We start from the raw sequence: 22997 nt of genomic DNA, 5'->3' as shown, positions 1-22997 counted from the left end.
TCACGTGCTCGTCTGCGGAGCCGGCGGCGGTGCGATCTGCCGCCGGAACAGGATACGCTGGTAGAGCCAGCCGATCGCGACCAGCACGATGCCGAGGCACATGAACGATAGCGCGCGGTAGACGCCCGTCAGCGTCGACATGTCGATGACGAATGCTTTCAGGATCGTCAACGCGATCACGACGGCCGATGCCAGCCGCGCCCGCTCCGAATTGACGAGAATGCCGACGCCGAGCAGCACCACGCCGAAGCCGAGCCAGCCGATCGAATAGGTATATTGCTCGGCGCCCGTCGTCGCCCCGGAGGAGAGGATCGGGCCGTGATAGAAGCGGCGGATCTCCAGCGTGACATAGGTCAGCGCGAACAGCAGCGCGCCGCCTGCAATCGTGTTGGCGTAGGCCTTGCCGCGTTCGCCGGCCACGGCATAGGACAAGAGCAGCATCAGCACCGCCGGCAGCGCGTAGCCGAGCAGCAGCAGGTTGAACACGGCGCCACCGACGTCGGTGCGCCATAGCAGCGGGTTCTCCAGGAGCAGGAGGCCGAACACGCCGACGAGCCCGCCGATCACCGTGAGCACGACCGCGCCGACATTGTGCACGACGCTGCGGCTGCGCAGTCGCAGGCGCTCCAGCCCGATCGCCAGGGCGAGCGTGATGCAGACCTGGAGGGCGAATTCGAGCAGAGAGGGTGCTGACGTCATGTTGCCGCCGGTCGCAAAATGGCGGATCTCCATGAAGGCGAGCAGCGCGGTGAACAGGATCGCGGCGCTCTCGAGCATGCGCAGCGGGGCGTCGTCGGCGCGGCGGCGCAGGAACAGGCTCGCCGCCCAGAACGATGCCGCCGGCAGGCCGTAACCCCACAACAGCCAGTTGAAGATCGGCGTGGTTCCGACGGCGTCGCCGACGATGCGCGGATCATAGCCGATCCGAGCGGTGACGAGGCCGGCGAAGATCGCGGCGAGCCAGCGCAGGAACGGGATCGGCCGCTGCATCGAGATCCAGGCGGTGCCGAGCGACATCAGCGCCAGTGCGATCGTGAGCCAGCCCTTCTCCAGCGCAAACGTCAGCGCCAGCGCCAGTGCACCGAGCGTGCCGGTCGCAAACAAGGCCGTGGAGATCATGGCGCCCGGCCGGGTCTCGCGGCGTGCAAGCGCTTCGGTGGCCGCGCCGAAGGCGGCGGCGAGCAGCACCGCGAGGATGGCGAACGGGATCGAGCGATCGAGATGCGCGATGCGTGCGTAGAGCGCGACCAGGATCGCGATCGGCGTCGCGACCCCCGCGACCGACCACACCACCGGAATGATCGCCGAGTTCGAACGTCCCTGCGCGAGGAAGCCCGCGATGCCGAAGCCGGCGGCGAAGATCGCCGCCATCACCAGATGCAGCGTCACCGCGCTATCGATCGCCGTCGGTGCGATGTCGGCCATGGGACCGCCCGGCAGCACGAGCATGTCAGGATTGGCGCGCACCGCCCATTCGGCGAACACGACGAAGACGGTCGCGGCGGCTGCGCCGAGCGCGCCGGTGGCCGCCGGCGCGCGCCAGGCGACAAGCAGCGTCGCGCCGACCAGCAGCGTGAAGGCCATCAGCGCCAGGTCCGCATGGGCGCTCGACAGCACGATCAGCATCGCGCCGAACAGATAGGCACCGAGTGAGCCCGACGAGACCGGCTCGATCTCACCGTCCTCGATCGTCGGGCCGAACATGAAGCCGCAGACCACGAGAAGAGCGGCAAGAACGAATCCTGCGATCACATGGAAAGCGTGCGGCGCGACCTGCAGGTCGCTGGTATCGAGCCCCGGAAAGATCCAGAGCACGGCGAAGGCGATTGTCGTGACCGCAAGCCAACGCCACAGCCGGATACGGGCAAGGCCGAAGCTCGCGGCGGTGACGACGGCGAGATAGATGTAGAGGGCCCAATAGTCCGGCTTGCCGCTGGAGACGAGGATCGGCGTCACGAAGGCGCCGACCACGCCGAGGCCGGCGAGCGCGGGCCCGTGCAGGAGCGCGGCAGCCAGCGTGCCGAGCGCGACGAGGCCGAGCAGCACGAAGGCGGTCGCGGGCACGAGGAAGCCATAGAGCGCGTACGCCGCGTAGATGGTCGCAAATGCCACCGCCGTACCGGCTGCGGTGAGGATAGCGGGAATGTTGGCGATCGGCAGCGCGGCGATGTTGGAGATGCTCTCCTTGCGCCGTGACCATTCGCCGGCGCCCAGCAGCGCCAGCGCGAACACGCCGCCAAGGAACACGCGCACGCCGGGGCCAAGGAGGCCAGCCTCGATCGAATAGCGCACCATGAAGAAGCCGCCGAGCGCGAGCGCCAGGCCGCCGATCCAGACTACCCAGCGCGTGCCGAGCCGTTCCTCGAACCCGGGCGCGGGTGCGGGCAGCGGCGGCGTCGCGTCGGCCTCGGTGCTCGCTTCGAGCGGAGGCGGTGAAATATCTTCGGTGACGAGCGGGGGCGGCGCCTCGGCTCTGGCTTCGGCTTGGGGCACAAGCGGCGGTGGCGCTGCGAAAGTTGTGGGGGGCGCGTCAGCCCACACATCTGCGGGGATCAGCGGCGGCTGCACGGGCCGTTGCGCGCGGAACATCTCTTCGAGCGAGCTTAGCCGTCGTCGCAGTTCAGCCGCCTGGCTGGAAGCCTTGATCGCGATGATGAAGGCGATGATCGCAATGATCAGCGCGAAGACGTCAAACGGGCCGTCAGACATAAAGCCTCCAGGCAACCGGCGGGCAGGGGCCGATCACGCATATCTCGGGTTAGCGCCGGGAGCGTACGCGCAAGCCCGGCGCGGGTCGCTCCTGAAGCACGTCGCGACGGAAGCGGTAGAGCGCCGCCGGACGTCCGCCCGTCTGTGTCGACATCACCCCGGTCGGTTCGACCAGGGCTTCCATTTCGACCAGGCGGCGGAAATTTTGTTTGTGCAGGTGTCGGCCGGAGATCGCCTCCACCGTATACTGCAATTCGGTAAGTGTGAATTCGGCGGGCAAAAGTTCAAAGACCACAGGACGATACTTCAGTTTTGCACGCAGTCGCGCGACCGCTGTCGCAAGAATCCGGCGGTGGTCGAAGCGCATGGATGTGCCGAGCGCGGACAGCGCCTTGCGCGCTAATGCCGCAGGGCGACCGTCGCGCCGCGCTTCCTCGACCAGCCCTGCCTCGTACAGGAGCTCGTAGCGGTCGAGCACGCGCTCCTCGTCCCAGGACGCGCCGTCGAGACCGAAATAGAACCGCACCCGATCCTTGCGCGGCAATGCGCGCGTCGTCTCCGGCGTCTCCTCTTCGGCCCAGCCGGTCAATGCCGGGATGATGTCGTCCGCGATGATCGCGGGCGGCCCCTCGCGCCAGTCCTCCCAAGGCAGGAAGCGATACCACGGCGCGAAGCTCGCACTCGTGGCTGCCAGTTCGCCGCCGAAGGCGCGCGTCAGTGCGAGATAGCCGATCGACACCATGTGCGCGCCGGTGTCGCCAGCCTCGGCATGCCGGCCGCGATCGCCGAACGTGTAGAGCTGCTCGACATAGCCGAGCCGCAGGCCCGTCTGTTCCTCGACCCACGCCCGCAGCCCGATCTCGAAAGTGCGATGGCTCGGCGCATCGAACGGGCCGAACGGCAGGCCGGCCAGGCCGTCACTGTCGCGCGCGGTGAGGATCAGCGGTTCGTGATCCTCGATCGCGACGATCGCGGCGGTCAGGCCGATCTCGATCGGCGTCAGCAGCTTTTCGCTCATGCGATGGCGATCGCCGGTGCGGCCGTGAACTGGTCATGCCCGAGCTTGTCCCGGGCATCCACGTTCTTCGTGCCGCAGCAAAGGTCGTGGATGGCCGGGACAAGCCCGGCCATGACGGTGTGGAGGCGTCTGCGTAAAGGCTCGCATGCGATTGCTCTGCTCGCAAGCGGGAGAGGGGGCACACCTGTGCTGTGGTGCGCAACTGTCATTCGAGCTCGATCACGAAGGGGCGGCCCTCGACCATCATCGCGCCCGGGCCCATCTCGTCGAGTGCGCGCAGCATGCGGCCGTTGCGCCCCAGCGCACGGTCGGCAAGGCCGACGATGCGGCGGTTCGGTGAGGCGATCGGGGACGCCGCCCGGATCTTCTTCGCGATCTCGGTCTCGTCGCGATTCGGATTGAGTGCGCACACGGCGGCAAAGGCGCTCGCGGTGGAGCGGCTGATGCCGGCATAGCAATGCACCACCAGCGGCGCGTCGCGGTCCCAGCCGCGCACGAAGTTCAGCACCTGCTCGATATGCGTTTCCGACGGCGCGACGAAGCCGTCCATCTCCTCGGTGATGTCGTCCATCGACACCTTGAGATGGTTGGCCGGCAGCACCGACACCGGCCGCGCCACCTGTTCGACATTGGCCATCACGGTCAGCACGTGGCTGGCCTTGGTGAGGCGGACGGTTTCGGGAAGGGCGGCGAGGGAGCAGACGTGGATCATGGCGGACCTTTTTCCGCAGATTATAGCGAGCGTTGGCGGGGTGGGCAAAGCGAAGCGTACCCACCACTTTCGTCTCATTGCGCAAAACAGTGGGCGGCAAGGGCCCCTTTGCCCGCCCTGCAGGACTCTAACCCACGGCAACGATCACGCAAACACGGCGCCAAACCGCTCCAGAAACTGCTTCTCGGCCCGGGCAGCCGTCCAGGGGGTGAGATAGTCGCGCCGGACGCTGTCGGACAGGCCGGGATCCTTGCCGAACAGGCGCTTGGCCTCGCTCTCGCTGAAGCCGGCAAGCGTCGTTGCCTCCAGATAGGCCGCGCCGCGATCGGCGGCCTTGATCGCCAGCGTGATCTCGTCCGGCAGTACCGGCGGCAGGCCAAAGCGGATGTGAATCGCGCCGAGCAGACGTTTCTCGACCGCCTTGTAATGACCGTCGAGCACGGCCTTGAACGGCGAGATCATGTCGCCGATCACATATTCGGGCGCGTCATGCAGCAGCGCGGCAAGCCGCATGCGCTGATCCACGCGGGGATTCTCGTGCCGCATCACGGTTTCGACCAGCAGCGTATGCTGCGCGACAGAGAAGATGTGTGCGCCGATGGTCTGGCCGTTCCAGCGGGCAACACGCGCCAGCCCATGCGCGACGTCGGCGATCTCGATATCGAGCGGGGAGGGATCGAGCAAATCGAGCCGCCGGCCCGACAGCATGCGTTGCCAGGCGCGGGTGTCGGCGCCGCGGTCCGTCTTCTTCGCGCTCATTTGGCCTTGAGGCGCGGCTTGCGCTGCGACTTGCCGCAGCTCGCGTGACAATGGCAGTCGACGAGATGATCGTTGACCATGCCGGTCGCCTCCATGAAGGCATAGACGATGGTCGGGCCGACGAATTTGAAGCCGCGCGAGGCCAGCTCCTTGGAGATCTGCATGGAGAGCGGCGTCGAGGCAGGCACGCTCGCGGTGGTCTTGAAATGATTGACCTTGGGCCTTCCGTCCATGAAGTCCCACAGGAATTTCGAGAAGCCGAGGCCCTTCTCCATGATGGCGAGATAGGATTTCGCGCTTGATATCGCGCCGTCGATCTTGGCCTTGTTGCGCACGATGCCGGCATCGTTCATCAGCGCGTGAACCTTCTTCTCGTTGTAGCGTGCGATCTTTTCCGGCTGGAAATCGTCGAAGGCTTTGCGAAAATTGTCGCGCTTGCGCAGGATCGTGATCCAGGACAAGCCGGCCTGGAAACCGTCGAGGATCAGCTTCTCATAGAGCGCGCGGTCGTCATATTCCGGCACGCCCCATTCAGTATCGTGATAGGCGACGTAAAGCGGATCTTCGCCGGGCCAGGGGCAACGCGTCTTTCCGTCGGGATGCAGGCGAGGGGCACGGCTCATGCGATGGGTTGCTTCGTTGGAATGCGCACGACGTCTGGTTCCGCAAGCCTCACAGCGAGCCCACCGGCAGTCAGCGCCTGTCCCGCATCGAGCGCATCGGCGACGCGGTCGATGCGCACCAGCGCGATACCCTTTCCTTTCGCCGACGAGCCCATCGTGCCGACCGGCTTGTCGCCGGCCATGACGCTGACGCCGGGCTCAGGCGAGAAATCCTCGAGCAGCACCTTCACGCTGCGGGTGCGCGCTGTGCCGCGATGCTGCATGCGCGAGACGACCTCCTGGCCGACATAGCAGCCCTTGTCGAAATCGACGCCGGAAAGGCGGTCCATGTTGGTCTCGTGCGGGAACGCATCGCTGTACGTGAAATCGAGCCCGCCGCGCGGCACGCCGAGCGCGATGCGGTGGGCCTCGTATGCGGCGGCGTCGACGAGCTCGGCGCCGATCAGATCGGACAGCTTCTGTTTGAGATCTTCGGGGATGAGGATGCGGTAGCCGAGGTCCCCATTGCGCGGATCGGCGAAGGCGAGGTCGGGCTGGGCCGCGGGCTTGCCGTCCCAGGCCGCGAGCACGCCGAGATCGTCGGACAGGTTTTCCACCGTGACCTTGGCGCGCAGCTTGTAGAATTTCAGCTTGGTGGCGAGGCCGTCGGCAAGCGGCTTCGGGCAATCGATCAGGAACCCGCCGCCATGGCCGGCAGGCGCTTCCGTGATCAGGAAGTCCACGATGATCTTGCCCTGCGGCGTCAGCAACGCGCCGAATCGGCCCAGGCCCGGCTTCAGCTTGTCGACATCAGTCGTGACGAGGCCATTGAGGAAGTTGCGCGCATCCTCGCCCGCGACCTTGATCACGCCCCGGTCCGGAAGAAACGCTGATTTCATACGAAAATCTCTTGCGACATGTTGCTCCGGAACGTAAGCCCGCAAGGCAAAAACGACAAGACCTCAAGCCCTGCGCTTGGGGACGAGAGAGGCCTTCAGCCATGACCCAGCGTTTCGACGTGATCCTCAAGGGCGGCACTGTCGTCAACCAGGACGGCGAGGGGACCCGCGATGTCGGCGTCGTCAACGGTCGCATTGCCGAGATCGGCGCGCTGTCGCAGGCTTCCGCCGCGGAAGTGATCGACTGCAAGGGCCTGCACATCCTGCCCGGCGTGATGGATACGCAGGTGCATTTCCGCGAGCCCGGGCTGGAGCAGAAGGAAGACCTCGAGACCGGCTCGCGCAGCGCCGTAATGGGCGGCGTCACCGCCGTGTTCGAGATGCCAAACACCGCGCCGTTGACCGTGACGGAGGCCACCTTCACCGACAAGGTGAAGCGCGCCCATCACCGCATGCATTGCGACTTCGCCTTCTTCATCGGCGGCACCCGCGAGAATGTGCAGGACCTGCCGGTGCTGGAGCGTGCGCCCGGCTGCGCCGGCGTGAAGGTGTTCATCGGCTCCTCGACCGGCGCGCTCTTGGTGGAGGATGACGAAAGCCTGCGCCGCATCTTCCAGGTGATCCGGCGCCGCGCGGCGTTCCACGCCGAGGACGAATACCGCCTCAACGACCGCAAATCGCTGCGTATCGAGGGCGACACGCGCTCGCACCCGGTGTGGCGCGACGAGACCGCCGCGCTGATGGCGACGCAGCGGCTGGTGAAGCTCGCACACGAGACCGGCAAGCGCATCCACGTGCTGCATATCTCGACCAAGGAAGAGATCGAATTTTTGCGCGACCACAAGGACGTCGCCTCCTGCGAGGCGACGCCGCATCATCTCACGCTGGTTGCGCCCGAATGCTACGAGCGGCTCGGCACGCTGGCCCAGATGAACCCGCCGGTGCGCGGCGCCGATCACCGCGCCGGGATCTGGCGCGGCATCGAGCAGGGCATCATCGACGTGCTCGGCTCGGACCACGCCCCGCATACGCTGGAAGAGAAACAGAAGACCTATCCGGCCTCGCCCTCCGGCATGACCGGCGTGCAGACGCTGGTGCCGCTCATGCTCGACCACGTCAATGCGGGTCGGCTGTCGCTGGCGCGTTTCGTCGATCTCACCAGCGCCGGCCCCGCGCGCCTCTACAACATGGCCTGCAAGGGGCGGATCGCCGCCGGCTATGACGCCGACTTCACCGTCGTCGATCTCAAGCGCAGCGAGACCATCACCAACAAATGGGTCGCGTCCAAGGCCGGCTGGACCCCCTATGACGGGTTGCGCGTCACCGGCTGGCCCGTAGGCACCTTCATCCGCGGCCGCCGCGTGATGTGGCAGGGCGAGCTCGTGACGGCCGCGCAAGGTGAGCCGGTGCGGTTTCTGGAGACGCTGAGGGAGGAGTGAATGACCGAACCGACACCCCTCATCACCACCGAGCAACTTGCAGCCCAGCTCGGCGATCCCAACCTGCGCCTCTACGACTGCACGACCTACAACGAGCCGGTGCCGCCAGGCAGCGATGTGCCCTATCGCGCCGTGCCGGGCGATAAGACGTTCGAGGCCGGCCATATTCCGGGGGCCGATTTTCTCGACCTGCAAGGCGAGTTCTCCGACGCCTCTGCGCAGCAATTCTTCATGATGCCTGATGTGGCCCAGCTGGAGGCCGCCTTCGGCCGCCACGGCCTCGATGCATCCAAATCCGTCGTGCTCTACAGCATCGGCACCATGATGTGGTCGACGCGGTTCTGGTGGATGCTGCGCTCGCTCGGCGTTGAGGCGCGGGTGCTCGACGGTGGCCTCGACAAATGGAAGGACGAGGGACGGCCGGTCTTAACAGGCGCCCCGAAGGGCAATCCGGCCACGACCTTTAAGGCCACACCGCGCGCAGGCTTCTTCGTCGACAAGAATGCGGTCAAGGCACGGCTCGGAGATCCCGCGACCGTTATCGTCAACGCGCTCGGTCCCCAGTTTCATCGCGGCCTCGAGCCGAGCCGCTACGGGCGGCCCGGCCGCGTTCCCGGCAGCGTCAACGTATCAGCGGCAGCGCTCGTCAATGCGGACAAGACGCTGACGACGCTCGCCGATGCCGAGGCCAAATTCGACGCTGCAGGCGTCACCCGCGACAAGAATGTGATCCTGTATTGCGGCGGCGGCATCTCGGCGACGATCGACCTGCTGCTGCTGACGCAACTCGGCTACGACAAGCTGACGCTGTACGATGCCTCGATGGGGGAGTGGGCGAAGGATCCGGCGCTGCCGATCGAGACGGATTAGGACATTCCTTGGCCCCTCCCCAGGGGAGGGACAGAAAGTTGGGAACCTTTCCCTTGGGGCGGCATCCAATGTCCGGAACGAAGCCAAACGAGCAGGTGACCGCCATGCCACGGATCGCAGCCGGCCTGTCCGCCGGCGCCAAGACTTCAGAAATCAGGACATTGGAAGCCGAACTGGTCGAGCGGGCGCGGGGCCGTGACGAGGCCGCGCTGCGCGAGATCATGCAGGCCAACAACCGCAGGCTCTATCGTCTGGCGCGCGGAATTCTGCGCAGCGACAGCGAAGCCGAGGATGTCGTTCAGGAAACCTATGTCCGCGCTTTCACCCATCTCGACGGATTCCGCGGCGAATCCGGACTGTCGACGTGGCTGTCGCGCATCGCCATCAACGAGGCACTTGGCCGGGCGCGAAGCGCCAGGCCGCAGGTCGAGCTCGGCTCGGTGCCCGAAGCGACGCTCGAGGCGCAGATCATCAAATTTCCCGCTTCTCCCCCAGGCGATCCGGAAAGGACCATGGCCCAACGTGAAATCCAGCGCGTCGTCGAGCGCGCCATCGATGAATTACCGGATGTCTTCCGCATGGTCTTCGTCGCCCGCGTCATGGAAGGGATGAACATCGAGGAGACCGCCGAGCTGCTCGGCGTCAAGCCCGAGACCGTGAAGACGCGGCTGCACCGTGCGCGGACCATGCTGCGCGAGAACGTCGAAAAGGAGATCGGTCCGGTGGTGATGGATGCGTTCCCGTTCGCCGGGTGGCGCTGCGAGCGGCTGACCGTGTCAGTGCTGAAGCGGCTTGGCATCGGCGGCTGAATTTTTCGGGAACGTTTGCGCGAGAATTCCATCCAACGCCTGTGAAGCAACGCGCCGGCAAAACGTCCGGCACCACAGGAGTGTCAAACCATGTTCGTTCGTTGGACCACGGCGATCACCGCTGCAATTTTGTTGTCGAGCCCCGCGCTGCTGCAAGGCGCCAGAGCAGCCGACAAGCTGACCGATCCGCAGATCGCCCACATCGCCTACACCGCGGGCGTGATCGACATCAACGCAGCCAAGCAGGCGCAGAAGAAAGCCAAGAACAAGGACGTGAAGGCGTTTGCCGAGGACATGCTGCGCGACCACGAGGCCGTCAACAAGCAGGCGCTCGCGCTGGTCAAGAAGCTGAACGTCACGCCTGAAGACAACGACACCAGCAAAGCGCTGTCAAAGCAGGCGAGCGAGAAGCTCGCCGAACTGGACAAGCTGAGCGGTGCGGCCTTCGACAAGGCCTATGTCGCGAACGAGGTCGCCTACCACGAGACGGTCAACGGCGCGCTGGAAACCCAGCTCATTCCGTCCGCCAGCAATGCCGAACTGAAGAGCCTGCTGCAGACCGGCCTGAAAATCTTCCAGGGCCATCAGCAGCACGCCGAGCACGTCGCGGCGGAGCTGAAATAGGGAGGCGATGATGCTGGGACGATTGTCCGCGATCGCGACAGCGGTCCTGCTCGTGGCGGTGGCCGTCCCGGCGCACGCTGCGACCATCGAGATCACGATGGAGAATCTCGAAGTGTCGCCGAAAGACGCTTCGGCCAAGGTCGGCGACACCATTGAATGGATCAACAAGGACGTCTTCGTCCACACCGCGACAGCCAGGAACGGCGATTTCGACGTCAACCTGCCGGCGAAAAAATCAGGGACGTTGGTTCTGAAGAAGGCGGGCACGATCGATTATTACTGTCGCTTTCATCCCAACATGAAAGCGACGCTCAAGATCGAGCCGTAACGGGCTCGGAGCGTATTCCCGACCGTAGCGGAAGCTGGCCCCGCCTACGTGGCGGGGTCATTTTCGGCAAGGCTTACTGCCTGGAGAAAGACTTACTGTCTGGAAATGTCGACCGAGAATTCGCCGTTGCGGATGCGGCCGGGAAAGCCTTCGACGAACTTCGCCACCGCGTCCTCGCCATAGGTGCCGACGAGCTCGGCAAGGGCCGCAAACAGGCTCGCCTGCGCCAGGCAGTCGCCGTCGACGCCATCATGGCGCGCTTCGGCCCAGGCCTCGTTGAGATAACTCAGTGCGGCCTGCTTCTGCTCGTGATCGGGCAGCGGCGCGCGTGCGGGAGCGTAGGACACTGGATGGCTCATGAAACTCGTCGGGGCTGGGGCGCAATCCACGGCGATGCGCTGTGCGAGAGGTGTAGCACGCACGTTAACGCCCGCTAGGCCACATCTTTAGGAACGGTTAACGGCTGTGTACAAAGTCGATGACAGGGTTCCCGCCGCTGTCTCAGTTCGCGTAACGCGCCGTGAGATCGCGCGAGATCTTGGCGCCTTCCTCGATATAGCGGCGGATCGCCACCGTCGCGGCCGGCGTGCAGCTCCGGTAGGTCTGCTGAAAACCGTTATAGCCGCGGTTGAAGCCGGCGATCATGCGGGTGCGGCGTTCGCCGGCGGGGGTTTCGGCATCGATCAGCGCCTGCATCTCGCTGCGCCATTTGTTGCCCTCGTTGGACCCGCAGATGCCGCGCAGATAGTGCAGCCCGCCGAGGATCTCCGCCAGTCGCTGCAAATCGCCGTCAAACGGCGCTGCCCCGTCCTGAGCCCTCGTGGGCACCGAGGCGCAGGCGAGAATCAGGGCAAAAATGGCCAGAAATCGCGTCGACATCGGCCGGGTGTATGCCTCCTCGGGGCGATAGACGCAAGGCGGGGCCGTCAGGCGCCCATCAGCCGGTGAGCGGACTGGATGACCTCTTCCAGCCCGCCGGTCAGCTTGAGGTCGCCAAGGCTCGCCAGGGCCTTTGGGGCGATCCAGCGGCAGTCGTCGAGCTCGTCGTTGAGAACCGGCTCCCGGGCCACCCAGCGGGCGGCAAAGGACATGATCAGGTAGTGGCCGGCGCCGGCCGCGGCCGGCAGCACTTCGCGCCAGCCCGCGAGGCCAATGATTTCGATATCTAGCCCGGTCTCCTCGTCGATCTCGCGCGCCAGCGCCTGGTGCAGCGATTCGCCGAACTCGACCCGGCCGCCCGGCAGCGAATAGAACCCCTTTGCCGGCGAGCGTGCGCGACGGGTCAGAAGCACCTTGCCGTCACGAAAAATCGCGGCACTGACCGCGATCTGGGGACGGGTGGGCTGAACGATCGCAGCCATGACTTCACCTGCTCGGGCTCAGTTCGCCATGATGTTGTCGACGTCGGCTTCCGCGCCGCCATTGATGATGCCGCCGCAGGCCGCGATCAGCGGCTTGACCCAGTGGGCGGCCTGCTCGGCGAGGCGAACGCGGGTCGTGTCCTTCTCGACCTCGCGCATGGCCGAGCCGACCGCCGTCAGGATCGAGGTCATGGTGTCGGTGAGGTGGTCGAACTGGGCGCGCACGTTCGGGTCGGCCTTTTCATAGGCCTCGATCGCCAGATCCCGGGCCTTGAAGTTCGAGGCGGTGAAATGCTCGGCATAGGACAGCGGCGACCAGGTCAGAAAATCTTCCGCGCATTCCGGCATGTCGGGGACCATTTCCAGCAGCATCACGGCTTCATTGAAATGGTTGAGATAGTCGGTGGCAAGCCCGGTCCGCGGGTTGATGTTGGCCACGCGCAGCCGCTCGGCCCAGGCTGCAGCCTCGGGCCCCGTCTGTCCATGCATTCGCGCCGGCTGGGAGACCGTTGAGCTCATCTGCCGCAGTGTTAACGTTCGGGGTTAAAAGGACCTGAACGGACCCTATATAGGCCCTCAAGGATGTGTGGACGCTTCGTCATAACTTCGGCCCCCGCGGCTTTGCGGCAACTGTTCGGCTACATTGAGCAGCCGAACTTCCCGCCCCGGTTCAATGTGGCCCCGACACAACCGATTCCGGTCGTGCTGGCCGAGAACGGCGCGCGCCATTTTCGCCTGATGCGCTGGGGTTTGCTGCCGGGTTGGGTCAAGGATCCCAAGGGATTTTCGCTCCTGATCAATGCCCGTTCCGAGACCGTGCTGGAGAAGCCCGCTTTCAAGAACGCGATTCGCCGGCGCCGCGGCCTGATTCCGGCCGACGGCTATTACGAATGGAAGGCGGAGGGTGGGCGCAAGCAGCCGTTCTTCATCCATCGCGCCGGCGGCGCGCCGCTCGGCTTTGCAGCGGTGTTCGAGACCTGGGTCGGGCCGAACGGCGAGGAGCTCGACACGGTCGCGATCGTCACGGCGGCGGCGAGCGAGGATCTCGCCACGCTCCATGATCGCGTGCCCGTCACCATCAGCCCGCGCGATTTCGAGCGCTGGCTCGACAGCCGCAGCGATGACCTCGATGCGGTGTTGCCGCTGATGACCGCCCCGCGCATCGGCGAATTCGCCTGGCACCCGGTCTCCACCCGCGTCAACCGCGTCGCCAATGACGACGACCAGTTGCTCCTGCCGATCAGCGCGGAGGACATGGAGGCGGAGGCGCCGAAGAAGAAGGTGGTGCGGAAAGCGGCGGCCGGGCCGGCTGATGACGGGCAGGGGTCGTTGTTTTAAGCGGCTTCGCCCTTACACGATCTCCCGCGCCCGTAGTGCTGCGATCTCCGCTGCGTCAAATCCCAGCTCGCCCAGCACCGCATCCGTATCCGCGCCGAGCTCCGGCGCCATCCGGTCGAGCCTGCCGCCGCCATGCGCGAGCTTGAATCCGCTGCCGGCGAAACGAAGCCGGCCGTAGGGCGTATCGAGTTCCTGGATCGCGCCGCGCGCCTTGATCTGCGGATGGTCGATGACTTCCTCGACCTTCCAGATGCTGGCGCAGGGCGCGCCGGCGTCTTCCAGAATGGTCTCCCATTCGCGCGCAGGCCTTGCCGCGAGCGCCTCTTCGATGATGGCGCGCAGCGCCGGCTCGTTCTCGTTGCGCGCAAACCAGTCGGCAAAGCGCGGATCGCTGAGCGTGTCCTCGCGGCCGAGCGCAGACATCAGTGCGCGATATTGCTTCTCGTTGTTGACGGCGAGCAGGATGTGACCGTCGCCGCATCTAAACAAATTCGCCGTGGTCCTGCGGCTGACGGCCTGATTCCCCGACAGCTGCTGGCGATGGCCCGCGACCGACCAGTCCGCGATCTGCCCCGACAGGAACGCCATCGTCGCCTCCAGCATGGAGACGTCGATGAGCTGGCCCTTGCCGGTGCGGTCGCGCTGGTAAAGCGCGCTCGACACGCCGAACGCAGCGGTGGCGCCCGACAGCACGTCGCACACCGCAAAGCCGGCGCGGGTCGGCCCAGTCTCGGGATGACCCGTGATCGCCATGATGCCGGACAGCGCCTGCATCTTGCCGTCATAGCCGGGGCGCAGCCGGTCCGGACCGGTCTGGCCGAAGCCGGACACCGCGCAGTAGATCAGCTTCGGATTGATCGCGGACAGCGCCTCGTAGCCGATGCCGAGCTTGTCCATCACGCCGGGGCGGAAATTCTCCATGACGACGTCGACTTGCGCGGCGAGCTTCTTCACGATCGCGATCGCATCGGGCTTTTGCAGGTCGAGCGTCAGGCTGCGCTTGTTGCCGTTGATGGCCTGGAACGCGGGCGCGAGCCCGCGCTCCGCCCATTCGCGTGACAGCGGCGTGCGGCGCATGTCCTCGCCCTCGCGCCGCTCGACCTTGATGACGTCGGCGCCCAGCAGCGCGAGCTGGTAGCTCGCATAGGGGCCGGCCAGCACTTGCGTGAAGTCCAGGATCTTCACGCCCTCGAACGGTCGCGTCACGTCGCTCTCCCTGTTTGTTTTGGTTGTCGGAGGACGTCAGGCCGCGCGATTGCCGCGCGCGATCTCCTTCTGCTTGTCAAATTCGGCACGGCGGCGCGCCAGCTCTTCGGCTGAGAGCTGCGCGACGTTGTTGTAGTCGAGCTTCCAGGAAGCGTCCTCGCTCCAGCGCAGCGGCGACTGCATCGTGGTCTGCGGGCCGCTCGCGGTCTCCAGCAGTCTGAGCGCCAGCTCGAGCGTCTGCGCCTGCGAGGCGATGTCGTGCGGCTTGCCGGCGGAATTGCCGAGCGGGAAATCCGAGAACAGGAAGCGCGGCACGGCGGCGTGCTCGATGATGTCCTTGGCGCAGCCCATGATCACGGTCGGAATGCCGTTCGCCTCGAGATGCCGGGCCACCAGCGCTGTGGTCTGGTGGCAGACCGGACAGTTCGGCACCAGCACGGCGACATCGACCTTGTCGGCAAGGCAGCGCGCCAGAATTTCCGGCGCGTCGGTGTCGAGGGTGACGCGATGACTGCGGTTGGTCGGCGCGCCGAAGAAGCGCGGCGCCACCTCGCCGATGCGCTCCGCCGCGCTCGCCTTCAAGAGTTGCGGCAGCGGAAACCAGGTGCCGTTGTCGGTGGCCGTGGTGTGCTTGCGGTCGTAGCCGATATGCGAGATGCGAAGGTCGTGGGGCTTCGCCGTGTCGCCCTCATAGACCTGGTAGAATTTCGCGCCGCCATTATACGCCGCGCTCGGTCCCTGGTCGCCCTTGGTGGGGTCGTATGGCGCGGCGGTCGTGATGATGGTGACGCTTGATTGCGACAACGGCTTCTTTAGCGGCTGGAACGGCGCCTCGGTGTAGTGAGCCCAGCGATACGCCGTGGTGTAGCCAATCGCGGCGTAATAGTCCCGCGTGCGCTGCATATAGGGAACGGGGGCGTCATAGTCGGGCGCAAAGCCGAATTCGTCGTCGCGCGAAGCGGACATGGGGCGCGTCTCCTGGTTCTTGTTGGCGACAGACTAGAGATAGTCGGGGGTGAGCTCAACGGGGGGCGGGGCAATGCAGGTCAGAATTGCACTGATAGAGCCAGGTCCGCTTTTTCCCCTCTCCCCTTGCGGGCGAGGGTGGCTCGCCGCGAAGCGGCGAGACGGGTGAGGGGTCTCTCGCGTGCTCAACTGCATGAGATGCGCGCGCGGACAGAAACCCCTCATCCGCCGCTTCGCGCCACCTTCTCCTGCAAGGGGAGAAGGAAGGAAGACAACCTACCGAAACACATGCAGCGCCACATGCTGCAGCAGCATGATCGCCTTGGCGTCGATGATACGCCCGTCCGCGATCATCGCCAGCGCCTCGTCAATGCCGAGCTCCAGCACCTCGATGTCCTCGCCTTCGTGTTCGAGGCCGCCGCCGTCGCTGACCCGCATCTCCGGCTCGTACTCGGCGACGAAGAAATGCAGCTTCTCGGTGATGGCGCCGGGGCTCATAAACGCTTCGAACACCTTGTGGACGTGGTGCAGGCGATAGCCGGTTTCCTCCTCGGCCTCGGCGCGGATGCGCACCTCGGGCGAGGCGTCGTCGAGCACCCCGGCGGCGGCTTCGATCAGGAGATCGTCGTAACCGCGGATGAAGGCCGGCAAGCGGAATTGCTTCACCAGGATCACCGTGCGCCGCGCTCGGTTGTAGGGCAGCACGGCGGCGGCGTTGTCGCGCTCATAGGTCTCGCGGTGCTGCGTCTGCCATTCGCCATTGGCGCGCCGGTACTCGAACGTGGTGGTCTTGAGGGGGGTCCAGCCGTCCGAGAGCACGCGGACGTCCTTGATGCGAACGCGGTCGGATATGGTCATGCTTCGATCTCAGTTGCTTGGCGTTGTGGTGCGGACGTCGATCCACTTCTGGAACATCACCGAGGTCGATTCCTCGAAACCCAGCGACTGGTAGAACGCATTGGCCTGCTCATTGCCGCGCCGGACCAGCAGCTGGAGCTTCAAAATTCCAGCCGCGCGCAGCCAGTCTTCGGCCGCGGCCATGATCACTCGGCCGTAGCCACGCTTCTGGCTATCCGGATCGACCGCAACGTAATAGACCCAGCCGCGATGGCCGTCATGGCCCACCATGACGGTGGCGACGATGGCGCCGTTGTCGCGGCCGAGCAGGATGGTGGAATTGTCGCGCCGTCGCGCCAGCGCGATGTCGGCATGCGGATCGTTCCACGGCCGCGTCAGCCCGCAGCGCTGCCACAGCGCGACCACGGGCTCGACATCGGCCTCGGTGATCGCGTCGATCTTGAGCCCACTCACAGCACTTTTCCCGGGTTCATGATTCCAAGCGGATCGAGCATCGCCTTGAGCTGTCGCATCAACTCAATTGCGGTCTTGTCCTTCACGTCGGGCAACTCGTCGCGCTTGAGCACGCCGATGCCGTGCTCCGCCGAGATCGAGCCGCCCATACGCAGCACGATGGCGAACACGACCGCGTTCATCTCGTGCCAGCGCGCCAGATAGTCCGCGGTGTTGGCGCCGATGGGCTGGCTGACATTGTAGTGCAGATTGCCGTCGCCGAGATGGCCGAACGGCACCGGCCGCGCGCCGGGAATCAGCTTCACCACGGCTTCATTGGCCTCGGCGATGAAGGCCGGCACGGTGGCCACCGGCACGGAGATGTCGTGCTTGATCGAGCCGCCCTCCGGCTTTTGTGCTGACGACATTTCGTCGCGCAGCTTCCAGAAGCCGGCGCGCTGGGTCAGATTGGCCGCGATCACCGCGTCGTCGACGATCTCGTCCTCCATGGCGCGGCCAAGGATCGTTTCCAGCGGCGTCCGGGCGTCATCGCCGGGCGACGACAATTCCATCAGCACGTACCAGGCATGCTTTTGCGCGAGCGGATCGCGCACGTCGATGCCGTGGCGGATCGAGAAATCGACCGCCATCTCCGAGAGCAGCTCGAAGCTCGTCAGCGCATTGGCGGCCTCGCTTTGCGCGATCGCCAGCAGCTTCAGCGCGGCGTCCGGCGACTTCAGCCCGACGAAGGCGGTCTCGATCGACCGCGGCTTCGGAAACAGCTTCAGCGTCGCCGCCGTGATGATGCCGAGCGTGCCTTCGGCGCCGATGAACAGGTTGTGCAGATTGTAGCCGGTGTTGTCCTTCTTCAGCTTCGACAGCACGTTGAGCACGCGACCGTCCGCCAGCACCACCTCGAGCCCCAGCGCCATCTCGCGCGCGACGCCATAGGCCAGCGCGGCCGTGCCGCCGGCATTGGTCGAGAGATTGCCGCCGATGGTGCAGCTGCCCTCCGCCCCCAGCGACAGCGGAAACAGCCGGTCCACGTCCGCGGCCTTCTGCTGCGCGATCTGCAGCACGACGCCGGCCTCGCAGGTCATAGTGTTGGAGGCGGTGTCGATCTCGCGGATCTTGTCGAGCCGGCGCAGCGACACCACCACCTCGCCATTGTGCGGGGTCTGGCCGCCGACGAGCCCGGTGTTGCCGCCCTGTGGCACCAGCGCGATCTTGTGCTCGGAGGCGAGCTTGCAGATTGCGGCGACTTGCGCGGTCGAGCCCGGGCGCAGCACCAGCGGCGAGCGGCCGTGGAATAGATTGCGCTCTTCGGTGACGTAGGCCTCGATGTCGGCTACATCGGTGATGGCGTGCCTCTCGCCGACGATCTTGCGGAATTGTTCGATCAGCTCGGGCGCAAGCGGAGGGGTGGCGGGATGATTAATGTTCATTGTCTTGTCTCTTGCTTCGCTCTTATCGCGCCACAGCCGCCCGGCGCAGCCGGTCGTTGATCGCTTCGCCCAGATCCTCTTCGGGGATCGCCATCACGGCGATCGCCCGCGGCCCCCCAGCATCGAGGGCGCGAAGATAGCCGAACAGATTGGCGGCGGCTTCATCGAGATCGCCGGTGGGCGACAAATTCATGACGGCGACGGCGGCCTCCAGACCAGGCAGGCGCGCCGGGCCGAACGCCAGCAGCGCTTCGCCCGGCGCGACGTCCAGCGCATTGAGCCGCACATGGGCGTGTGGCGCGTAATGCGAGGCCAGCATGCCCGGCGCCAGCGGCTGGCTGTCTTCGCTGTCGGTCTCCGCGGGCAGTCGCGCCAGCGCTGCACCAAGCACGGCCTCGATCCGCTCGCGAGACAGCCCGCCGGGCCGCAGCAGCATCGGCGCCGCAAAACAGCCGACGATCGTCGATTCGACGCCGACCGTAACAGGCCCGCCGTCGACGATCAGGTCGATCCGCCCCGCAAGGTCGCTCTCGACATGGGCCGCCAGCGTCGGCGAGACGTGGCCGGAGATGTTGGCGGACGGCGCCACCACCGCCCCGCCAAAGGCGCGCAGGATCGCCTGCGCCACCGGATGGGCCGGAATGCGGATCGCGACCGTGTCGAGGCCCGCGGTGGCAAGCTCGGCCACCGGGCAGTTTTCCGTCTTCGGCACCACCAGCGTCAGCGGCCCCGGCCAGAACGCCTCCGCAAGGCGCAAGGCGCAGGCGTCGAATCGTCCGATCCTGCGCGCGGCCGCGAGGTCGGCGACATGCGCGATCAGCGGATTGAAGGCCGGCCGCCCCTTGGCGGCGTAAAGATGGGCGATGGCACTGGCATTTCCGGCGTCCGCCCCGAGCCCGTAGACCGTCTCGGTCGGGAACGCGACCAGCCCGCCGGCTGCCAATGTCCGGGCGGCAGCTTCCGCGCCGGCCTCGCCGGCCGGTAAAATCAGCGTTTCAAGACCCGTTTTCACAGGGATAAGATTCCTCAGCTCGGCCGCTTGCGGTGCGCCAAACCCGACGCTATAAGCCGGCCTCTTGTCGGAGTGTGGCTCAGCCCGGTAGAGCACTGCGTTCGGGACGCAGGGGTCGCAGGTTCGAATCCTGCCACTCCGACCATTCTTCCAAAAGTCGACGTTTTTCTAGAGGCTCGTTCCCAAGCTTGGCGGACCAGCCGCCGGCGCCCGGGAGCGTCTTCTTGCAACGATTTTCAGGGCGGGTCCACGGCCGATTTGGCCGGACAGGGCGGTCTGTCGCGGTGGCATGGCTCAGCATTGCCTGTTTCGATAACTCGGCGTTGCAAGCTAGGTCAGAGGACTACCGCCGCGCCACCAGCACGCCGACCATAAACGCAATCATCAGCGCCGGCAGCGGCGCCTCACGCACCATGCCGCGAACGACGTGGATCCAATGCTGCTCCGGGACAAGTTTCGGAGACCTGATCTCCGGCGTTGGCGTGATGCCCCATTCGGAGGCGAGTTCGGCAATCTCGCTTGAGGCAAGCCGGACGCCGTCGCGGACGCGGAAGATGGCGGCATCCGCGCGCTCGCGCGGCGCAAGCAACATCATCGTCGTGACGGCCGTACGCAGGGTCATCTCGCCGTAGCCTTGCAGCCTGACCGATTCCTCGGGGTCGGACGTCATCGAAAATACCTCACAGTGCCAAATGCCTTACAAAGCGAAGTGGCGCGCGATGGTGAATGCCATCGTCGCGCACAGGACCAGCGTGGATACCGCGCCGGCCACGCCGCGCGCGAGATCGGCCCGCGTCAGGTGCCTGGTCATGATTTTGCTCCATGCTCGGCATGGCAATGGTGGGGAGGCGGCGTTGGTTCCTTGCGCGACGGGCGAACGCCGGCTATTTCCGCAGCAGCTCGCTCAGCGCCGCCGTCGCCTCGGCGCAGCGGATGTCGTCGATCTCGCGCGACAGGCTGAGCGCAGTCGATCTGAGCTCTTCGACCTTCCAGCTCTCGGGGTGCTGCGTCTCGAGTTGACCGAGCCGCTTGTTCAGATCGTCCAATCTGGTCTGCAACTGCTCGACACTGGCGGCCCCATTCACCACCCAGACTCGTTGCGCACGCATCGTAGTTCCCCTGCTCGTCTCACGCCGTTGTGAGAGGGGTTCGTGGCCGCAATGGGAGTTTCTTTTGTCCGGCTTCGGACGGACGGGAACCGTTGCAGATCGGCAACGGGAGTTCCTTCCCGTTGACCGGATGCGACCGGAGCTATCGCCATCGCGCGCATCAGGCAGCGCGCGGCCATTCGGTCGATCGCTTTTCAAGCCGGCTTTCGAGGGTGGCGATGCTCACCCGGATATTGTCGCGCCGGGCCCGCAGGTTCTGCGCGAGCAGGGGATAGGCGAGGTTTTGGGGATCGGAGATTCCAGCCTTCCGCTCTTCCTCCAGAATGTCGGCGTCGATCATTCGCATGCGCCAGCGCAGATCGGAGATCAAGGCGTGGAGCTGGGTCGGCATGGTCGCTTCGAAACGGGACGTCGGGTGCATGATCGCCTCACGGTGAGACAGACCCACTGCGGGTCTGAGGGATTTGACTCCCGTGCAGCAAGCGGAATGCCAGTGGGCGGCTGAGCGTTTCCCGCGAATGCTCGACGGCGCACCGGAACGATTACCACTCTTTCCCGTTGCTGCAGGGGCCTCGACAACGAGGCGATCGAGGGACCCATGCCGCTCATCCGCTATTTCGTCTTCACCGGCGGCGCTCTGCTCGTCCTCCTTTTCCTCGCAGACCGATACATGACCGCCCCCGTGAGCGCCGCCGCGCCGGCCGAGCCAGATCGGTCGATTGTGCGCGTTCATTCCGCGCAAACCTGGCCTGAGAAGATCGTCCTCGACACCAGCGTACGGCAAATATCGCTGTCCAAAGCCGAGTCGGTTCCGCCGACTCCCGCACCTGCCGTCGCCGACGCGCTTCCCACGCAGGAGAGGCCCCGCCAAGCTTTTGCAATGGTGGCGCAGCCTGATGCGACGCCGAAGCAAGCAGCTCGGACCGTTTCGAACAAGCGCAGTGCGGAGAGGCACCGTCGACGCCAGCCCTCGCGCATGGCGGCGCGCGATCAGACGATGTTCTTCAACGAACCTGCATCGGCGGGTTGGTAAGTCGCGCTCCGTGAGATGCATCTTCCCCCCGGTAGGCGTGTAGCTGCCTGTGCTCGATCGCCTGAGCAGCACGAGCGGGGGTTTGCGAGATTATCTGTTCTCGGTACTTTCCACGTGACGGTCGGGCTGCCTCTCGGTTGGGCACCGTGCCGGACAGCGAGGCTGTGCGCGCGGCGCATCGCGCGATAGTCTCTGCCGCGACCTGACCCGGGAAGCGGACGAGGGAAAGATTCGTGGCGAGATTTGTGACGATTGCAGCCGGCCAGCTTGGCCCTGTCGCGCGGACCGAGACGAGAACCGCGGTCGTAGCGCGCCTGATGGCCTTGATGCGCCAGGCGAAGGCCAACGGCTGCGACCTGATCGTCTATCCCGAGCTCGCGCTGACCGCGCTCTTTCCGCGCTGGTATTTCGAGGATCAGGCTGAGATCGACAGCTTCTTTGAGCGCGAGATGCCGGGGCCGGAGACAAGAGGCCTGTTCGATCTCGCGCGCGAGATCGGCATCGGATTTTATCTTGGCTATGCCGAGCTGACGGTCGAGGCCGGAATTGTCAGGCGCTACAATACCTCGATCCTGGTCGAGAAGAGCGGCGCCATCGTCGCGAGATATCGCAAGGTTCATCTGCCCGGGCATGCCGAGCATGAGCCGTGGCGCGAATTCCAACATCTGGAAAAGCGCTATTTCGATCCAGGCGATGGCTTTGGCGTGACCGAGGCCTTTGGCGGCGTGATGGGGATGGCGATCTGCAATGACCGCCGCTGGAGCGAGACCTACCGGGTGATGGGCCTGCAGGGCGTCGAGATGGTGATGATCGGCTACAACACGCCGGTGCACAATCCGCCGGCGCCCGAGCATGACGATCTCTCGCTGTTTCACAATCATCTGGTGATGCAGGCTGGCGCCTACCAGAACGGCACCTTCGTGGTGGGCGTCGCCAAGGCCGGTGCCGAGGAGGGCGTCGACCACATCGGCGGTAGCTGCGTCATCGCGCCCTCCGGCGAGATCATCGCGCGATGCACGACCAAGGGCGACGAGATCGCGCTCGCCCGTTGCGATCTCGATCTCTGCAACTCCTACAAGCGCACCACTTTCAATTTCGACGTTCACCGTCAGCCGCACGCCTACGGGATGATTGTCGAACGGAAGGGAGTGACACTCATGGCGGACGGAACGCCGGTGCGAACGAAGCGGTGAGCTCTCGTAGCCGGGGTGAGCGCAGCGACACCCGGGACCGCTGTCGCTTGTGGCAAGACCCGGATGTCGCTTCGCTCATCCGGGCTACGGGACCGCGCCTGTTTCGCCCCTCTGTCAATCCGCCGCCGCAAAAAGATTCCGCTTTACCGAAATTCGGAATTGGCGTATGTGTCGCCCATCCCGGCTCATCCTTGAGGGGCGATCTTGTGGTCGTCATGTTCGCGAGCCGGGCTTGCGGTGGACGCGGCAGCGTTCGGGTGCGAGAGGCCAAGGGC

27 protein-coding genes and 1 tRNA gene are annotated in these 22997 nt (G+C 65.5%); 9 read left to right on the top strand and 19 right to left on the bottom strand.

The annotated features are described in order from the left end of the window. The 6 genes from IVB36_RS25345 to IVB36_RS25320 all read right to left on the bottom strand — a co-directional run bounded on the left by IVB36_RS25345 (position 1) and on the right by IVB36_RS25320 (position 6699). Complete coding sequence (locus tag IVB36_RS25345) at positions 1-2709, bottom strand: DUF2339 domain-containing protein (protein WP_247369289.1); 2709 nt, start codon at positions 2707-2709, stop codon at positions 1-3. 49 nt (positions 2710-2758) lie between these two features. Next, positions 2759-3727, bottom strand: a complete 969-nt coding sequence (locus tag IVB36_RS25340; RefSeq protein ID WP_085352597.1) for an NAD regulator — start codon at positions 3725-3727, stop codon at positions 2759-2761. A gap of 205 nt (positions 3728-3932) precedes the next feature. Then, positions 3933-4439 carry a protein-tyrosine phosphatase family protein gene (locus IVB36_RS25335; protein WP_007607206.1) on the bottom strand — a complete coding sequence of 169 codons (507 nt, stop codon included), beginning with the start codon at positions 4437-4439 and terminating at the stop codon, positions 3933-3935. Positions 4440-4583: 144 nt separating this feature from the next. Beyond that, positions 4584-5198, bottom strand: a complete 615-nt coding sequence (locus tag IVB36_RS25330) for an HD family hydrolase (protein ID WP_085352596.1) — start codon at positions 5196-5198, stop codon at positions 4584-4586. Continuing rightward, positions 5195-5821: a DNA-3-methyladenine glycosylase I gene (locus IVB36_RS25325; protein WP_247369287.1), complete on the bottom strand. Its 627-nt coding sequence runs from the start codon at positions 5819-5821 to the stop codon at positions 5195-5197. The genes IVB36_RS25330 and IVB36_RS25325 overlap by 4 nt, the downstream gene beginning before the upstream one ends. Next, a complete protein-coding gene (locus IVB36_RS25320) occupies positions 5818-6699 on the bottom strand; it encodes a folate-binding protein (RefSeq protein WP_247369285.1) in 882 nt (293 codons plus the stop codon). The genes IVB36_RS25325 and IVB36_RS25320 overlap by 4 nt, the downstream gene beginning before the upstream one ends. 101 nt (positions 6700-6800) lie before the next feature. On the opposite strand from IVB36_RS25320, the gene IVB36_RS25315 reads away from it, so the two are divergent. The 5 genes from IVB36_RS25315 to IVB36_RS25295 all read left to right on the top strand — a co-directional run bounded on the left by IVB36_RS25315 (position 6801) and on the right by IVB36_RS25295 (position 10769). After that, the gene (locus IVB36_RS25315; protein ID WP_018458826.1) at positions 6801-8138 is read left to right on the top strand and encodes a dihydroorotase; all 1338 of its coding nucleotides are present in this window, start codon (positions 6801-6803) and stop codon (positions 8136-8138) included. Then, the gene (locus IVB36_RS25310; protein ID WP_247369284.1) at positions 8139-9008 is read left to right on the top strand and encodes a sulfurtransferase; all 870 of its coding nucleotides are present in this window, start codon (positions 8139-8141) and stop codon (positions 9006-9008) included. Between the two features lie 104 nt (positions 9009-9112). Beyond that, positions 9113-9817, top strand: a complete 705-nt coding sequence (locus tag IVB36_RS25305; protein ID WP_247338386.1) for an RNA polymerase sigma factor — start codon at positions 9113-9115, stop codon at positions 9815-9817. A 90-nt stretch (positions 9818-9907) separates the two neighbouring features. Continuing rightward, positions 9908-10441 (top strand): DUF4142 domain-containing protein, encoded by a 534-nt coding sequence (locus IVB36_RS25300; RefSeq protein ID WP_247369283.1) that lies wholly within the window; start codon positions 9908-9910, stop codon positions 10439-10441. Between the two features lie 10 nt (positions 10442-10451). Further along, positions 10452-10769, top strand: a complete 318-nt coding sequence (locus tag IVB36_RS25295; protein WP_018458822.1) for a cupredoxin domain-containing protein — start codon at positions 10452-10454, stop codon at positions 10767-10769. A 92-nt stretch (positions 10770-10861) separates the two neighbouring features. Here the strand turns inward: IVB36_RS25295 and IVB36_RS25290 are convergent, their stop codons facing one another. The 4 genes from IVB36_RS25290 to IVB36_RS25275 all read right to left on the bottom strand — a co-directional run bounded on the left by IVB36_RS25290 (position 10862) and on the right by IVB36_RS25275 (position 12649). Then, positions 10862-11128 (bottom strand): hypothetical protein, encoded by a 267-nt coding sequence (locus IVB36_RS25290; protein ID WP_007594892.1) that lies wholly within the window; start codon positions 11126-11128, stop codon positions 10862-10864. A 142-nt stretch (positions 11129-11270) separates the two neighbouring features. After that, the gene (locus IVB36_RS25285) at positions 11271-11648 is read right to left on the bottom strand and encodes a TIGR02301 family protein (RefSeq protein WP_007607220.1); all 378 of its coding nucleotides are present in this window, start codon (positions 11646-11648) and stop codon (positions 11271-11273) included. A gap of 47 nt (positions 11649-11695) precedes the next feature. Next, positions 11696-12130 carry an NUDIX hydrolase gene (locus IVB36_RS25280; protein ID WP_018458821.1) on the bottom strand — a complete coding sequence of 145 codons (435 nt, stop codon included), beginning with the start codon at positions 12128-12130 and terminating at the stop codon, positions 11696-11698. 18 nt (positions 12131-12148) lie between these two features. Continuing rightward, positions 12149-12649 carry a hypothetical protein gene (locus IVB36_RS25275; RefSeq protein ID WP_085352590.1) on the bottom strand — a complete coding sequence of 167 codons (501 nt, stop codon included), beginning with the start codon at positions 12647-12649 and terminating at the stop codon, positions 12149-12151. Between the two features lie 63 nt (positions 12650-12712). Between IVB36_RS25275 and IVB36_RS25270 the strand changes: the two genes are divergently transcribed. Next, positions 12713-13468, top strand: a complete 756-nt coding sequence (locus tag IVB36_RS25270; RefSeq protein WP_085352589.1) for an SOS response-associated peptidase — start codon at positions 12713-12715, stop codon at positions 13466-13468. 12 nt (positions 13469-13480) lie between these two features. Here IVB36_RS25270 and IVB36_RS25265 read toward each other — a convergent pair whose 3' ends face one another. The 6 genes from IVB36_RS25265 to IVB36_RS25240 form a co-directional block, all read right to left on the bottom strand. Next, the gene (locus IVB36_RS25265) at positions 13481-14674 is read right to left on the bottom strand and encodes a CoA transferase (RefSeq protein ID WP_085352588.1); all 1194 of its coding nucleotides are present in this window, start codon (positions 14672-14674) and stop codon (positions 13481-13483) included. 36 nt (positions 14675-14710) lie between these two features. After that, positions 14711-15640 (bottom strand): glycine reductase, encoded by a 930-nt coding sequence (locus IVB36_RS25260; RefSeq protein WP_085352587.1) that lies wholly within the window; start codon positions 15638-15640, stop codon positions 14711-14713. A 276-nt stretch (positions 15641-15916) separates the two neighbouring features. After that, the gene (locus IVB36_RS25255; protein ID WP_085352586.1) at positions 15917-16498 is read right to left on the bottom strand and encodes an NUDIX domain-containing protein; all 582 of its coding nucleotides are present in this window, start codon (positions 16496-16498) and stop codon (positions 15917-15919) included. A gap of 9 nt (positions 16499-16507) precedes the next feature. Next, positions 16508-16951 (bottom strand): GNAT family acetyltransferase, encoded by a 444-nt coding sequence (locus IVB36_RS25250; RefSeq protein ID WP_247393275.1) that lies wholly within the window; start codon positions 16949-16951, stop codon positions 16508-16510. After that, positions 16948-18375: an FAD-binding oxidoreductase gene (locus tag IVB36_RS25245; protein ID WP_085352584.1), complete on the bottom strand. Its 1428-nt coding sequence runs from the start codon at positions 18373-18375 to the stop codon at positions 16948-16950. The genes IVB36_RS25250 and IVB36_RS25245 overlap by 4 nt, the downstream gene beginning before the upstream one ends. Before the next feature lie 22 nt (positions 18376-18397). Next, positions 18398-19387 carry an L-threonylcarbamoyladenylate synthase gene (locus IVB36_RS25240; RefSeq protein ID WP_247369281.1) on the bottom strand — a complete coding sequence of 330 codons (990 nt, stop codon included), beginning with the start codon at positions 19385-19387 and terminating at the stop codon, positions 18398-18400. Positions 19388-19455: 68 nt separating this feature from the next. Here IVB36_RS25240 and IVB36_RS25235 point away from each other — a divergent pair. Beyond that, positions 19456-19532, top strand: a tRNA-Pro gene (locus IVB36_RS25235). A gap of 198 nt (positions 19533-19730) precedes the next feature. Here IVB36_RS25235 and IVB36_RS25230 read toward each other — a convergent pair. The 3 genes from IVB36_RS25230 to IVB36_RS25220 form a co-directional block, all read right to left on the bottom strand. Continuing rightward, the gene (locus IVB36_RS25230; protein WP_247369280.1) at positions 19731-20057 is read right to left on the bottom strand and encodes a hypothetical protein; all 327 of its coding nucleotides are present in this window, start codon (positions 20055-20057) and stop codon (positions 19731-19733) included. Positions 20058-20271: 214 nt separating this feature from the next. Beyond that, positions 20272-20496 (bottom strand): hypothetical protein, encoded by a 225-nt coding sequence (locus IVB36_RS25225; protein WP_026233665.1) that lies wholly within the window; start codon positions 20494-20496, stop codon positions 20272-20274. Positions 20497-20656: 160 nt separating this feature from the next. Continuing rightward, entirely contained in the window at positions 20657-20917 is a 261-nt protein-coding gene (locus IVB36_RS25220; protein ID WP_247369278.1) for a hypothetical protein, read from the bottom strand. Between the two features lie 177 nt (positions 20918-21094). Here IVB36_RS25220 and IVB36_RS25215 point away from each other — a divergent pair, with 177 nt between their 5' ends. Then, entirely contained in the window at positions 21095-21529 is a 435-nt protein-coding gene (locus IVB36_RS25215; protein WP_247369276.1) for a hypothetical protein, read from the top strand. Between the two features lie 233 nt (positions 21530-21762). Further along, complete coding sequence (locus tag IVB36_RS25210) at positions 21763-22722, top strand: N-carbamoyl-D-amino-acid hydrolase (RefSeq protein ID WP_247393273.1); 960 nt, start codon at positions 21763-21765, stop codon at positions 22720-22722. Positions 22723-22997 lie beyond the last annotated feature (275 nt).

Source organism: Bradyrhizobium sp. 35, from assembly GCF_023073215.1.
Lineage (GTDB): Bacteria > Pseudomonadota > Alphaproteobacteria > Rhizobiales > Xanthobacteraceae > Bradyrhizobium > Bradyrhizobium canariense_D.
The sequence above is the reverse complement of the archived record's forward strand: the minus strand, read 5'-3'. Positions and strand labels throughout refer to the sequence as shown.

What these genes read in the sequence shown, in the direction of transcription:
- IVB36_RS25345 (WP_247369289.1), bottom strand. Translation starts at nt 2,709, where the DNA reads ATGTCTGACGGCCCGTTTGACGTCTTCGCGCTGATCATTGCGATCATC.
- IVB36_RS25340 (WP_085352597.1), bottom strand. Translation starts at nt 3,727, where the DNA reads ATGAGCGAAAAGCTGCTGACGCCGATCGAGATCGGCCTGACCGCCGCG.
- IVB36_RS25335 (WP_007607206.1), bottom strand. Translation starts at nt 4,439, where the DNA reads ATGATCCACGTCTGCTCCCTCGCCGCCCTTCCCGAAACCGTCCGCCTC.
- IVB36_RS25330 (WP_085352596.1), bottom strand. Translation starts at nt 5,198, where the DNA reads ATGAGCGCGAAGAAGACGGACCGCGGCGCCGACACCCGCGCCTGGCAA.
- IVB36_RS25325 (WP_247369287.1), bottom strand. Translation starts at nt 5,821, where the DNA reads ATGAGCCGTGCCCCTCGCCTGCATCCCGACGGAAAGACGCGTTGCCCC.
- IVB36_RS25320 (WP_247369285.1), bottom strand. Translation starts at nt 6,699, where the DNA reads ATGAAATCAGCGTTTCTTCCGGACCGGGGCGTGATCAAGGTCGCGGGC.
- IVB36_RS25315 (WP_018458826.1), top strand. Translation starts at nt 6,801, where the DNA reads ATGACCCAGCGTTTCGACGTGATCCTCAAGGGCGGCACTGTCGTCAAC.
- IVB36_RS25310 (WP_247369284.1), top strand. Translation starts at nt 8,139, where the DNA reads ATGACCGAACCGACACCCCTCATCACCACCGAGCAACTTGCAGCCCAG.
- IVB36_RS25305 (WP_247338386.1), top strand. Translation starts at nt 9,113, where the DNA reads ATGCCACGGATCGCAGCCGGCCTGTCCGCCGGCGCCAAGACTTCAGAA.
- IVB36_RS25300 (WP_247369283.1), top strand. Translation starts at nt 9,908, where the DNA reads ATGTTCGTTCGTTGGACCACGGCGATCACCGCTGCAATTTTGTTGTCG.
- IVB36_RS25295 (WP_018458822.1), top strand. Translation starts at nt 10,452, where the DNA reads ATGCTGGGACGATTGTCCGCGATCGCGACAGCGGTCCTGCTCGTGGCG.
- IVB36_RS25290 (WP_007594892.1), bottom strand. Translation starts at nt 11,128, where the DNA reads ATGAGCCATCCAGTGTCCTACGCTCCCGCACGCGCGCCGCTGCCCGAT.
- IVB36_RS25285 (WP_007607220.1), bottom strand. Translation starts at nt 11,648, where the DNA reads ATGTCGACGCGATTTCTGGCCATTTTTGCCCTGATTCTCGCCTGCGCC.
- IVB36_RS25280 (WP_018458821.1), bottom strand. Translation starts at nt 12,130, where the DNA reads ATGGCTGCGATCGTTCAGCCCACCCGTCCCCAGATCGCGGTCAGTGCC.
- IVB36_RS25275 (WP_085352590.1), bottom strand. Translation starts at nt 12,649, where the DNA reads ATGAGCTCAACGGTCTCCCAGCCGGCGCGAATGCATGGACAGACGGGG.
- IVB36_RS25270 (WP_085352589.1), top strand. Translation starts at nt 12,713, where the DNA reads ATGTGTGGACGCTTCGTCATAACTTCGGCCCCCGCGGCTTTGCGGCAA.
- IVB36_RS25260 (WP_085352587.1), bottom strand. Translation starts at nt 15,640, where the DNA reads ATGTCCGCTTCGCGCGACGACGAATTCGGCTTTGCGCCCGACTATGAC.
- IVB36_RS25255 (WP_085352586.1), bottom strand. Translation starts at nt 16,498, where the DNA reads ATGACCATATCCGACCGCGTTCGCATCAAGGACGTCCGCGTGCTCTCG.
- IVB36_RS25245 (WP_085352584.1), bottom strand. Translation starts at nt 18,375, where the DNA reads ATGAACATTAATCATCCCGCCACCCCTCCGCTTGCGCCCGAGCTGATC.
- IVB36_RS25230 (WP_247369280.1), bottom strand. Translation starts at nt 20,057, where the DNA reads ATGACGTCCGACCCCGAGGAATCGGTCAGGCTGCAAGGCTACGGCGAG.
- IVB36_RS25225 (WP_026233665.1), bottom strand. Translation starts at nt 20,496, where the DNA reads ATGCGTGCGCAACGAGTCTGGGTGGTGAATGGGGCCGCCAGTGTCGAG.
- IVB36_RS25220 (WP_247369278.1), bottom strand. Translation starts at nt 20,917, where the DNA reads ATGCACCCGACGTCCCGTTTCGAAGCGACCATGCCGACCCAGCTCCAC.
- IVB36_RS25215 (WP_247369276.1), top strand. Translation starts at nt 21,095, where the DNA reads ATGCCGCTCATCCGCTATTTCGTCTTCACCGGCGGCGCTCTGCTCGTC.